Annotated in this window: 10 protein-coding genes, 2 tRNA genes and 2 rRNA genes; 10 read left to right on the forward strand and 4 right to left on the reverse strand. The window is 35.8% G+C overall.

What is annotated here, in order from left to right:
• Nucleotides 1-60 precede the first annotated feature (60 nt).
• From EAG11_RS18395 to rrf, 4 genes are all read left to right on the forward strand, one after another.
• Nucleotides 61-134: transfer RNA gene (locus tag EAG11_RS18395), tRNA-Ile, on the forward strand.
• 87 nt (nucleotides 135-221) lie between these two features.
• Nucleotides 222-295 (forward strand) — tRNA-Ala (locus EAG11_RS18400).
• Nucleotides 296-429: 134 nt separating this feature from the next.
• Nucleotides 430-3314 (forward strand): 23S ribosomal RNA (locus EAG11_RS18405).
• Between the two features lie 144 nt (nucleotides 3315-3458).
• Nucleotides 3459-3568, forward strand: a 5S ribosomal RNA gene (gene rrf / locus EAG11_RS18410).
• 479 nt (nucleotides 3569-4047) lie between these two features.
• Here the strand turns inward: rrf and EAG11_RS22480 are convergent.
• The 4 genes from EAG11_RS22480 to EAG11_RS18430 all read right to left on the reverse strand — a co-directional run bounded on the left by EAG11_RS22480 (nucleotide 4048) and on the right by EAG11_RS18430 (nucleotide 6753).
• On the reverse strand, nucleotides 4048-4482 hold the full coding sequence (locus EAG11_RS22480) for a hypothetical protein (protein ID WP_242499199.1): 435 nt from the start codon (nucleotides 4480-4482) through the stop codon (nucleotides 4048-4050).
• A 41-nt stretch (nucleotides 4483-4523) separates the two neighbouring features.
• On the reverse strand, nucleotides 4524-5426 hold the full coding sequence (locus EAG11_RS18420) for a PhzF family phenazine biosynthesis protein (RefSeq protein WP_129540460.1): 903 nt from the start codon (nucleotides 5424-5426) through the stop codon (nucleotides 4524-4526).
• 33 nt (nucleotides 5427-5459) lie between these two features.
• Nucleotides 5460-5888: a hypothetical protein gene (locus EAG11_RS18425; protein ID WP_242499200.1), complete on the reverse strand. Its 429-nt coding sequence runs from the start codon at nucleotides 5886-5888 to the stop codon at nucleotides 5460-5462.
• A gap of 79 nt (nucleotides 5889-5967) precedes the next feature.
• A complete protein-coding gene (locus EAG11_RS18430; RefSeq protein ID WP_129540461.1) occupies nucleotides 5968-6753 on the reverse strand; it encodes an MBL fold metallo-hydrolase in 786 nt (261 codons plus the stop codon).
• Nucleotides 6754-7055: 302 nt separating this feature from the next.
• Between EAG11_RS18430 and EAG11_RS21860 the strand changes: the two genes are divergently transcribed.
• From EAG11_RS21860 to EAG11_RS18455, 6 genes are all read left to right on the forward strand, one after another.
• Nucleotides 7056-7226 carry a hypothetical protein gene (locus EAG11_RS21860; RefSeq protein ID WP_164998734.1) on the forward strand — a complete coding sequence of 57 codons (171 nt, stop codon included), beginning with the start codon at nucleotides 7056-7058 and terminating at the stop codon, nucleotides 7224-7226.
• Nucleotides 7227-7391: 165 nt separating this feature from the next.
• Nucleotides 7392-7841 carry a hypothetical protein gene (locus tag EAG11_RS18435; RefSeq protein ID WP_129540462.1) on the forward strand — a complete coding sequence of 150 codons (450 nt, stop codon included), beginning with the start codon at nucleotides 7392-7394 and terminating at the stop codon, nucleotides 7839-7841.
• Between the two features lie 225 nt (nucleotides 7842-8066).
• Entirely contained in the window at nucleotides 8067-8606 is a 540-nt protein-coding gene (locus EAG11_RS18440) for a DUF4375 domain-containing protein (RefSeq protein ID WP_129540463.1), read from the forward strand.
• A gap of 355 nt (nucleotides 8607-8961) precedes the next feature.
• Nucleotides 8962-10233: a serine--tRNA ligase gene (serS, locus tag EAG11_RS18445; protein ID WP_129540464.1), complete on the forward strand. Its 1272-nt coding sequence runs from the start codon at nucleotides 8962-8964 to the stop codon at nucleotides 10231-10233.
• A gap of 72 nt (nucleotides 10234-10305) precedes the next feature.
• A complete protein-coding gene (locus EAG11_RS18450) occupies nucleotides 10306-12084 on the forward strand; it encodes a tetratricopeptide repeat protein (protein ID WP_129540465.1) in 1779 nt (592 codons plus the stop codon).
• An 81-nt stretch (nucleotides 12085-12165) separates the two neighbouring features.
• Nucleotides 12166-12477, forward strand: coding sequence for a DUF4286 family protein (locus tag EAG11_RS18455; RefSeq protein WP_035623518.1), 312 nt, complete (start codon nucleotides 12166-12168; stop codon nucleotides 12475-12477).
• The last annotated feature ends 324 nt before the right edge of the window (nucleotides 12478-12801 follow it).

Consider the following 12801-nt stretch of genomic DNA (forward strand, 5'->3'; position numbering starts at 1 on the left):
CATCTCTAAAGATTATATTACTCTGCTGTTAGTTCAAATAATAAATTTAAGTAAAAACAGAGTCTCGTAGCTCAGCTGGTTAGAGTACTACACTGATAATGTAGGGGTCGGCAGTTCGAGTCTGCCCGGGACTACTATTTAAACTTAAATAAAAGGAAATTTTAGAAGTTGAGCATTTATGAGCGAATTCATAACTCATAATTCATCATCATTTTAAAAATGGGGGATTAGCTCAGCTGGCTAGAGCGCCTGCCTTGCACGCAGGAGGTCAACGGTTCGACTCCGTTATTCTCCACAGGTCAATCCCTTAATTGGGTGCGATAAAAGTTCATTGACATATTGAGATAAGAAAATAATAAAAAGTAGAAAGCGTTTTTATTAGCGATAATAAAAACAAAAAAAAACGGTCATATTAATTTATGATTGGTACAATAAGCAAAATAAGGGCGTATGGGGGATGCCTTGGCTCTCAGAGGCGATGAAAGGCGTGATAAGCTGCGAAAAGCTACGGGGATCGGCACACACGAATTGATCCGTAGATACCTGAATGGGGCAACCCACTATGTTGAAGACATAGTACACCGATAGGTGGGCAAACCCGCTGAACTGAAACATCTAAGTAGGCGGAGGAGAAGAAAACAAAAGTGATTCCGTAAGTAGTGGCGAGCGAACGCGGATTAGCCCAAACCAATGTTGTTACGGCAATGTTGGGGTTGTAGGACCACGATATTTGTTGCACAAAGAATTAGAATCTACTGGAAAGTAGAACCACAGAGGGTGATAGTCCCGTATAGGTAATGAGTGTAAATGATAGTGGTATCCTGAGTAGGGCGGGGCACGTGAAACCCTGTCTGAATTTGGCGGGACCATCCGCTAAGGCTAAATACTCCTGAGAGACCGATAGTGAACCAGTACCGTGAGGGAAAGGTGAAAAGAACCGTGAATAACGGAGTGAAATAGATCCTGAAACCATACGCTTACAAGCGGTCGGAGCCCTTTCGTGGGGTGACGGCGTGCCTTTTGCATAATGAGCCTACGAGTTAACGTTGCTGGCAAGGATAAGTGGTTAAGCCACGGATCCGTAGCGAAAGCGAGTCTGAATAGGGCGCTTTAGTCAGTAGTGTTAGACGCGAAACCGTGTGATCTACCCATGGGCAGGTTGAAGCTGTGGTAACACACAGTGGAGGACCGAACCGGTTGACGTTGAAAAGTCTTCGGATGACCTGTGGGTAGGGGTGAAAGGCCAATCAAACTCGGAAATAGCTCGTACTCCCCGAAATGCATTTAGGTGCAGCGTTGTGCATAAAGTTATATAGAGGTAGAGCTACTGATTGGATGCGGGGGCTTCACCGCCTACCAATTCCTGACAAACTCCGAATGCTATATAATGTTTCACAACAGTGAGGGCTTGGGTGCTAAGGTCCAAGTCCGAGAGGGAAAGAACCCAGACCATCAGCTAAGGTCCCCAAATATATGTTAAGTTGAAAGAACGAGGTTTGTCTGCCCAGACAGCTAGGATGTTGGCTTGGAAGCAGCCATTCATTTAAAGAGTGCGTAACAGCTCACTAGTCGAGCGGACGAGCATGGATAATAATCGGGCATAAACATATTACCGAAGCTATGGATTTAGAGTTTACTCTAAGTGGTAGGGGAGCATTCTAACAGGGTTGAAGGTGTATCGTAAGGTATGCTGGACTGGTTAGAAAAGAAAATGTAGGCATAAGTAACGATAATGCGGGCGAGAAACCCGCACACCGAAAAACTAAGGTTTCCACAGCTATGCTAATCAGCTGTGGGTTAGTCTGGTCCTAAGGCGAACCCGAAAGGGACAGTCGATGGCTAACGGGTTAATATTCCCGTACTACTAATTACTGTGATGGGGTGACGGAGTGATGAAAGCGCCGCGAACTGACGGAATAGTTCGTTGAAGTACCTACCTATAAGATCTGCAGGCAAATCCACAGATTTTGGGGAAATACGATAGTACTCGGAGACTTCGGTTGAAGAGATAGTGCGCCTAAGGGCTTCCAAGAAAAACCTCTAAACTTCAGGTAATTAGTACCAGTACCGTAAACCGACACAGGTAGTTGAGGAGAGAATCCTAAGGTGCTCGAGAGATTCATGGCTAAGGAATTAGGCAAAATAGACCTGTAACTTCGGGAGAAAGGTCGCCAGCAGCAATGCTGGCCGCAGTGAAGAGGTCCAGGCGACTGTTTATCAAAAACACAGGGCTCTGCAAAATCGTAAGATGAAGTATAGGGCCTGACACCTGCCCGGTGCTGGAAGGTTAAGAGGAGATGTTATCTTCGGAGAAGCATTGAATTGAAGCCCCAGTAAACGGCGGCCGTAACTATAACGGTCCTAAGGTAGCGAAATTCCTTGTCGGGTAAGTTCCGACCTGCACGAATGGTGTAACGATCTGGACACTGTCTCAGCCATGAGCTCGGTGAAATTGTAGTAGCGGTGAAGATGCCGCTTACCCGCAGTGGGACGAAAAGACCCTGTGCACCTTTACTATAGCTTAGTATTGACCTTGGATAAATGATGTGTAGGATAGGTTGGAGACTGTGAAGTGGCGTCGCTAGGCGTTGTGGAGTCATTGTTGAAATACAACCCTTTGTTTATCTGAGGCCTAACCCCGTTATTGCGGGGGACATTGCTTGGTGGGTAGTTTGACTGGGGTGGTCGCCTCCAAAAGAGTAACGGAGGCTTCTAAAGGTTCCCTCAGTACGCTTGGTAACCGTGCGTAGAGTGCAATGGCATAAGGGAGCTTGACTGAGAGACATACAGGTCGATCAGGTACGAAAGTAGAGCATAGTGATCCGGTGGTTCCGCATGGAAGGGCCATCGCTCAAAGGATAAAAGGTACGCCGGGGATAACAGGCTGATCTCCCCCAAGAGCTCATATCGACGGGGGGGTTTGGCACCTCGATGTCGGCTCGTCACATCCTGGGGCTGGAGAAGGTCCCAAGGGTTGGGCTGTTCGCCCATTAAAGTGGCACGCGAGCTGGGTTCAGAACGTCGTGAGACAGTTCGGTCTCTATCTACTGTGGGCGCAAGAAATTTGAGTGGATCTGATTCTAGTACGAGAGGACCGAATTGGACAAACCTCTAGTGTATCTGTTGTTCCGCCAGGAGCACCGCAGAGTAGCTACGTTTGGAAGGGATAAGCGCTGAAAGCATATAAGCGCGAAACCCACCACAAGATGAGATTTCTTTTAAGGATCGTGGGAGATGACCACGTTGATAGGCTATAGATGTAAAGGCAGTAATGTCATAGTCGAGTAGTACTAATAATCCGTAAGCTTATGTACGCTTTTCCCCACACTACGGTGTGGGGGAGAAACTTTCTAAAAAATTATTTTTTCTTTATCTCAGTGTGTTAAGATATTATTGTAATTATCAATTGTTAATTTTTAATTTTTATTACAAAAGTTGCCTAAAGCAACTAACGACCTTAAGGTGGTTATTGCGGCGGGGCTCACCTCTTCCCATCCCGAACAGAGTAGTTAAGCCCGCCTGCGCAGATGGTACTGCAGTTATGTGGGAGAGTATGTCGTCGCCTTTCTTTAGAATCCTCATCATGAATTTGATGAGGATTTTTTTTTGTTTGAAACTTTTTGGTTGACAAAAAAATACCGCAAAGAGCACAGTCCCGATAGCTATCGGGAGCAAAGGTTCGCAAAGCTATTTATAAACTTTACGAACTTTTGTGTAATCCTTTTGCGCTAAAAATAGAGCTTATGTTATATTTTTTTTAATTGTGGTTTTACTTTTTTAAAAAAAGCTTTATAATCATTATTGTATTCTGGATTTGTTATTCTTGAGAAACCGCAATTATCGAAACAAATTCTCAAATAATTTATAAATGTGGTATGGTGCTCTTCATATAAAAAATTAGAATCTATGCTTGGTTGTTGCGTAATTTGAAGCGAATAAGGTATTCCACCACTAATATTATCTTTATGTAAGTAATCAGAAGAAAGTTCGAGATGAATAAATCCATCTTCTTCGTATGATTCGTGAAAAATTTCCTGATTGTCTTCTTCAGCAATATACGAGATGAGATCTTATAATTTGAATTGGATCTGCACATTCCCAAATAAAGTCTTCATTAGTGTTATAATCCCATTCAAAATTGCAGGCACCTACAATTTTATAAAACAATTTTAAGGATGTAGGGACAAAGCCAAATGGTTTAACAATTTCATTTAGTTCAGATAATAATTGATCTGTTTGTGGAAGAGGCTTGATTAATGGGCGTTCAAAGTTAAATTGAACATCTGTTTTAAAAAGATAATTCATTTCAACTAGTTCTTTGTAAATGATATCAAGGTTAAAGGCAACTCTTTCAAAAGTTTCGGTTAATACTTTTTCAATATCAAAAATAGTATCTGGTAGAAATGCATTTTTGCCTAATTTATGAATGTCTTCATAGACTTTTTCTGTTTCTCCATTTAAGTATCTTTCATAAAGGGTCATAAAAATTTGTAGTTTTAATAATGTGAAAAATAAGATGAGTTTTATATATAAAGCTCTCCACGCATTGTTATAGCAGAAGAGCCACCAACTAAAATATCATTTTCTCTACTCATTACTTCAATGAGCGAGGGTTGGTTTAATTTTACGCCCTGTAAGATTTGATATTCCTTGTTAGGTTGTGTATACTTCATCTTTGTTAAAAAACCTATTAAAGGACCGGCTGCGGTTCCTGTGGCAGCATCTTCATGTATTCCGATTATGGGATTAAAAAATCGTGCCTCGACGATGTTATCTTTATTATTATCGGTGATTGTAAAACAATAAAATCCTTCAAATTGGTATTCTTTTGATATTTCAATTAATAGTTTGCTGTCAGGCGTGCAGTCATTAAGTAATTGGGCAGTTCTGATTGGAACCATTACATGAGCAACTTCTGTTTGAACAACTGTTGGAACAAGCATATTAACTTCTAAATCTTCTATTTTCAGACCAAGTGCTATTGCAATTCTGTAAGTGGGAATTTGATGTTTTATTACAGCTTGTTTTTGATGCATTTGTACAATAGGATATTGTGTGACAGAATCAAAACTTGCGGTTAATCGTATTGGTGAATGTTTCATGATTACAAAACGATTGTCCTCATTTTGTTCATCGAATATTGGTAATTCTTTTAACAATGCACCACTAACTGCTCCTAATAAATTGTGTCCTGCTCCATCTATTTCAAAACCCATAGGTGTAAATGAACGAACATTAAGTGCTTTTTGTTTTGTAGAGTAATAAACAAAGGAGGTTTCTGAGTATCCAAATTCCTTAGAAATATTTTGGTACACTTCTAACTCTAAATCGCCATCAGTAAAAACAACAGACAATGGGTTTCCTTTATAACTCGTATTAGAAAACACATCCAAAACATAGTATTCTAATGCTATTCTCTCTTTCATATTTACCTTTTTAATGAGATTGTATCAAATAATCTATTGAATTTCATATTCGTCTAATTCTTTCCGACATTCTTCTATTTCTCGTTGAATCTGTTTTTCTAATTTAGGAAATTCATTTGTAATCCAAAATTGACTTTCTTTAGTCAAATAATTTTTATTTTCATTAAGTTTAAAATTCATTGCACTTATAATTAAAAAAATCATTTCACTAACCTTTGATGTTCCATTTGCAAAATTAGGTTCTATTAAATATTTTAAAATGTCTTTTTCGTATTCAGGTTTGTAATATAAAATATGACTGACTATTGGAAAATAGAAATAAAAAAAACTATTTGTATTAGAAGCATATTGAATTTTATTGAGTTCAGAAATTAAAATATCTGATTGTACATTGCTAGTTTCTAGAGTCAATTCTTTTAGTAATTCATATGTTTTCTTTGCACTTGGGATTGTGTTTCCCAATTTCCTGAGATATGAGAAGGTCTTTTCAAATCGTGTGATGCTATTAATTTTTTCTTTATCCAACTATTTTTTCTGTTTACTATTTATCTTGTTGACTTAATGGTTGTTTCTCGTAAAGTCTAAATTCTTCAATATCATGATATCCAAAAACTTCAATTTCTGGGTGTTCATTTATTAAAGTCCTGATTTTATCTAAGGAGTTTAATCTTAAATCATTGTCTTCGGCTCTCATTCTGGCTAATTGGTTTACGGGATGGCTACTATCATTGAGTTCTATCCTCATATAGTAGGCATCTGCAATATAAAATATCCATTTATTGTCTTTTTTTAAAGCTACTCCACAATGCCCTAAGGTATGTCCAAAAAGTGGAATAAGGAAAATTTCTGTCTCGGTATTTGTAGCCACTTTTCTCGCTTCAAATCCGAACCAATTCAAATCTGATTTTTTATATGTCTTGATCGTTGGATTATGGGATAAAGGTGCTTTTAAATATCTTGGACTTCCTGAATTATAGTTTTCATATTCTTCAATTCCCACATGAACTGTTGCATTAGGAAAGTCAGCAAGTCCACCAATGTGATCATTATCCAGATGCGATATAATGCAATCGGTGACTTTTTTAGGATCGAGCCCTAATTCTTCAATTTGTCTAATAGCGGTTTGATTTTCGTTAAAACGGTATCCAACCATATCAATAAGTTCTTGTCCTATTCTTTCTAATGGTTGTTGGATATCTAAAAGCCCAATTCCTGTATCTATTAAAATAAGATTATCGTTCTCCTTGATTAAAATACAATGTCCGCAAACATTATCGTTTACTGGTGAAACAATTTTTACGCAGTTTAAATGATATATTTCTTTCATGATTTTTCATTGTAGTATTAGTGGTGATGGATAGACACTTAATGTTATTATTTATTATATGAAACTACTCTAGTTATGCTAAAATAGTGTTTTTTTAATTGTTTTAATATTCTCACAAATTTATGTTTCTTATGGATGTTGGGTTGCGTGAGGGGTAGTAGCGGATAGCCCGCAGGCTGACGAAGGAAGTGCGAGGACTTGCAGTGAATAGCCCGACCTGAAGTTTACGGAAGGACACGCCCGCAAAAATATTCGCATTCAGTTTCTTATATTTGTAAACGCAAATTAAAGAAAAGTGAATCATGGGAAAAGGACCTGAAAAGAACACTAAAAACAAGGCTTTACATACCAAATTGCTAAATCGGAAAAAGTCTAAAATTCAAGAAGAGAAAAAAGAAAAAGCACTACGTTTAAAAGCATTAGTTGCAAAGATGAACCAGAAAGGGAATAGTAACGAATCGGATGCTAAATAAATCCGATGGTATTTTTTTGCTAGAATAAACACTCTAGAATCTTTAAGTATTAAAGAGGAGTAATCGCTGGAACTAATGTGTATAATTGTCAAAATAGATAATTAAATTTCTGTTTAATAGTTAAAAAAATATATTTTAGCGGTTAAATTAACTTAACCCAATCAAATGAAAATTTTTAAAAAAATTACCTTTTTAGCTTTTGCTATTTTAGCTTTAACAATGTCTTTCTCCTGTAGTAATAATGATTCTTCAGACGAGGATGAGATTGTAACCACAGAAAATTTTATTAAATTTAAATATAATGGAGCTTCTTATTCTCTTCAACCTGAATTATCAGAATCAGAAGCGATGGCTTTAATGGGCTTTCAAGGTATAGATAACACATTTAGAAGAGTTTCTTTGTGGATGCCTTTAAATGCTACTGCAGGAACCTATCCAATTGTTCATGATTTAAAAAAACTTACTACAACTTATCAAGCAGATTTTAGTTTTTTGCCAGAAATCGATAATGCCGTAGCGACATCAGGAACTATTACTATTACTGTCATTGATAGTAAAAAATCAAAGGAACATTTAGTTTTTCTGGAACAAATAAAGGAACAGCATTTGCTGTAACTGAAGGTAGTTTTAGTTTTTATAGATTTTAAATAAAAAATAAAATAAATAAATCTTAACCGTAGTGAGTGTATGCTTACTACGGTTTTTTTATCTCTATGTCTTGACGTGGTTTTTTGTAAAGGAACCTTAATAAATTGATGCAATTTGTGATTAAAATAAAAAGCATTTCTTTTTTCCAATTTTTACCCGAAATTTGTACCAAACTTATTAAACATAAAGGACATGGAATTTGGGAGAATAATAATTTCTGAAACGGCAATGAATAGTGAAAATCTTCAAGATGTGATTCACTCAAATATTTCGGTAATTAATTTAATGCGCGAAGAAAAAGTTGATGATGACCTGATTCATGAAGATGCTTTAATGAGTTATTATTTAGATTATTATACTTCACAATACACAGAAGGGAATTTTGCTCAATTTGTATATAATTCAAGCTGGAATGCAGAATTAAATGAATTAATAGAAGAAGGTTTGGCACTACTTGGCGCTGAGAAACATTTGGAATTATTCCAACAACAAAGCAAGAAAGTAAAATTAATGAGTAGTGTAAAACTCAGTAAATTCTTGAAAGGTAAACTAGATGGTGTAAACCCAATAAGGGATTTGCTTAACAATGATACTTTTTATGAAATAGAGGAAAATCTCGTTACGTTGAATGCCAATTTTTTAAAATCTCACCCAGATTTAGAAGTCCTTTCGGTAGATGATATGTTTGCTACTTTGGAGGAATTTGTGGGACATGAGATTAAGAGAGCATAAGGAAGGTTCAGAGAGGCAAAGGCTCAAAGGTTAGGGTTTGTGTGAAATGAAGTTTGTGAGAAGTGAGAAAGAAGAAAGAGAGATTTGAAGACAATGATGCTGTTAAGTGATCAGAATTATATTGGGCTGAACTATGTGATCCTTCGACTCGGCTCAGGACGACAAAGTATTGTTTCTCTATTTAATTAAACTTTTGTGAGTCTTTGTGCAACTTAGTGTGATAACTTTATATAATAATTCCCTTTTAGAGGTAAGAAATTATGTTTAGTGACAAACTTTGTCCGATTCTTAGCAAACATTTCCTTAAATTTGCTTCCTTAATATATAAAAATACAATAGTTACAAAATTTAAGCTATGTTACAAATCGCATTTATTAGAGAGAATCAGGAAAAAGTAATTACAGCTTTGGCAAAACGAAATATCGATGCCAAAAGTGCTGTTGAAGAAGTGGTGCAACTAGACGAAAAACGTCGTGCAACTCAAGTTGAGTTGGATAACATTTTGTCTGAATCTAATAAATTATCCAAAGATATTGGCGAATTGATGAAAGCAGGTGAAAAATCTAAAGCCGCTATCTTAAAAGAGAAAACTGTTGTATTAAAAGAGAAAAGTAAAGAGTTAGCTGATAAAGCAGATGTTTTGACGCAAGATTTGACGAATAAGCTATATGCTTTACCAAATCTTCCAGCTGATATTGTTCCTGCAGGAAAAACTCCAGAAGAGAATTTAAATGTTTTCGAAGAAGGTGAAATTCCAGTGTTGCATGAAGGTGCACAACCACATTGGGATTTGGTAAAGAAATATGATATTATCGATTTTGAGTTAGGTGTAAAAATTGCTGGAGCAGGATTTCCTGTTTATAAAGGAAAAGGCGCCAGATTACAACGTGCTTTGATCAATTATTTTTTAGATAAAAACACTGCTGCAGGATATAATGAAGTGCAAGTACCACATTTGGTAAATGAAGCTTCAGGTTATGGAACAGGTCAATTGCCAGACAAAGAAGGGCAAATGTATCATTCGACTATTGATGATTTATATTTAATCCCAACTGCAGAAGTTCCTGTAACGAATTTGTTTCGTGATGTTATTTTAAGCGAAAGTGAATTACCAGTTTTGCATACTGCCTATACACCTTGTTTCCGTCGTGAAGCAGGTTCTTATGGAGCACATGTACGTGGATTAAACCGCTTGCACCAATTTGACAAAGTCGAAATTGTACGCGTTGAGCATCCAGATAATTCATATGCAGCGCTTGACGGAATGGTTGAGCATGTGAAAAACATTCTACAGGAATTAAAATTACCATATCGAATTTTACGTTTGTGTGGAGGTGATATGGGTTTTACCGCTGCATTAACATATGATTTTGAGGTTTTTTCTACAGCGCAAGATCGTTGGTTAGAAATTAGTTCAGTATCTAATTTTGAAACTTTTCAGGCAAATCGTTTAAAATTACGTTTTAAAGATAAAGACGGTAAGAATCAATTGGCTCATACATTAAACGGAAGTTCATTGGCATTACCAAGAGTTCTTGCTGGAATTCTTGAAAACTACCAAACACCAGAAGGAATCGTAATTCCAGAAGTATTACGTCCATACTGTGGGTTTGATATTATAGATTAATTAGTATTTGGTTTTCAGTCGCAGTTTTCAGAGCTGCGACTGCTTACCAAGACTACAACTTAAAAACTGAATATGAAAAATATTTTTATCTATATCGTTTTGTTGTGGTCTACTTTTGCGTTAGCTCAAAATGAGCAATTAGCGCAGTATTATTATGATAAAGGTGATTTTGAAAAAGCAAAAATCAGTTATCAGGAGTTGTTGGATAATAATCCTTCGAATACACAATATTTTTATAGAGCAATTGACTGTTATCAGCAATTACAGCAGTTTGATGTAGCTGATAAAATTATCCAAAACCGTTTTAATAAGTACAAACAAGGTACTATTTTAATAGAATTGGGATATAATTTTCAGTTGCAAAAAAATGATACTAAAGCCAAAACATACTACGATCAGGCTTTAGATAAAATTTTGACCAATCCTAACGAAGTGTTTGGAATAGCCAATTCTTTTGAGAAAAAAGTATTGCTGGAATATGCTCTAAAAGCATATCAGCAGGCAACTAAAATTCAACCTAGTTTTAATTTTAATTTTCAGATCGGTTTGTTGTACGGACAAATGGGTAAGACGGATATGATGATTGAAACATTGTTGACAGAGTCTTATACCAATCAGCAGAACACACCACTTATTCAGAGTCAGTTATCAAGATTTATGGCTGACGAAGCCGATACAACATTTAATGATGCATTGCGAAAATCCCTTATTTTAAGGACTCAAAAAGAACAAGATGTTTTTTGGAATCACTATTTGAGTTGGTTTTATGTGCAACAAAAAGAATTTGGAAAAGCTTTTATTCAGGAAAAAGCCATTTATAAGCGTGATCCTGAATCGCTTTCGAGTATTGTAAATTTGGCACAATTTGCTATTGATGATGATGATCCAGAAGCCGCTCAAGAGATTTTAGCTTTCGTTTTAGAGAACACAAAAGACTTAGATTTGCTAGTGCAGGCAAATACCTATTTGTATAAAATAAAAATCGATAAGGCTACTGAAAAAGAATATCCAGTAATTCAAACAGGGCTTCAAGGACTGTTAACAACTTATGGTATAAGTCCTTTTACTTTATCTTTACAATTAATTCAAGCTCATTTTTTAGCTTTTGATTTAAAAAAATCTGAAGAGGCTAAGTCGATTGTGAAAAAAGCACTCGAATTGCAGCTTAATGACTATCAACGGGCACAAGCTAAAATGGAATTAGCTGATATTTTGCTTTATGAAGAAAAATTTAATCAGGCGTTATTGTATTACTCACAAATAGAATTGGACTTGAAAAATGATGTTATGGCACACGAAGCAAGTCTAAAAGCTGCCAAAACAAGCTATTTTAAAACCGATTTTGTTTGGGCTTTAAAACAGTTTAAAGAACTTAAATCGGCTAGTACACAGTTGATTGCAAATGATGCTTTGGAGTATTTTTTATTGATAAACGATAATACTGTTGCCGATTCTACACAAACTGCTTTGAAACAATTTGCTAAGGCAGACTACCTTATATTTCAAAATAGAAACCAAGATGCAATAGTACAATTTCAAAATATATTAAAAACTTTTAAAGGACAAGAAATAGAAGCCGTAACTTTGCTGCGATTAGGACAAATTTACGAGGATTTAGGCGATTATAATTCGGCTATAAGTCAATATCAATTGATTATCGATCAGCACAGTGACGGAATCTATATTGATGAAGCTTTGTTCTTTTCGGCAGAGATTTACAATAAGAAATTACAGGATTCCGAAAAGGCAAAAGCCTTATACGAGAAAATAATTTTTAATCATCAGGACAGTATTTATTTTGTAGATGCCAGAAAGAGATATAGGGAATTAAGAGGCGATACTAATTTATAAAGCAGATTATTGGATTGTGAGATTGTTGGATTTTAAAAGTCTGATAATCTAAGGGATCTAATAATCTAAAAATCAAAAAGAATGATTATTTACAACATTACCACAAACATACATGAAAGTGTGCATGACCAATGGTTAAATTGGATGCAACAAAAACATATTCCTGAAATTTTAGCAACAGGAAAATTTTCATCAGCACGAATTGTAAAAGTTTTAGTAGATGAAGAGATGGGAGGAATTACTTACTCTGTTCAATATGTAACCGATAGCAAGGAAACGTTAGAGAAGTATTACCTAGAAGACGAGCCAGCTTTTAGTCAGGAAGCATTGCGATTATTTGCTGATAAGATGCTTTCTTTTAGAACAGAATTAGAGTTTATCTCAGATCATTAATAGATTTATTTGATTTTGAAAAGTCTAACAATCTAAAAAAAATGGAAATTAGATTTCAAACAAAAGAACAGAGCAACAAACAGCAACAAGAAGATTTCTTTAAGTTGTCTAAAACTGGAAGACTATATAGTTTTTTTGTTTGATGGAACGTGTGAGCAAGTTTCCCGTTAAGAACAAACAGGATAAAAATAAAGATAATTTTTTGATTGTTATAAAACCAAAGGGAGACGTCAAAAATTGAGGAATTAAAATGCCTTTGGGGTGTTTCTTTAGTTAATAAAGATTATGTACCAATACTTATGGTTGGTGAAGCGGCAGTTAACT

The sequence above is a fragment of the Flavobacterium sp. 140616W15 genome (assembly GCF_003668995.1).
Taxonomy (GTDB): Bacteria; Bacteroidota; Bacteroidia; order Flavobacteriales; family Flavobacteriaceae; genus Flavobacterium.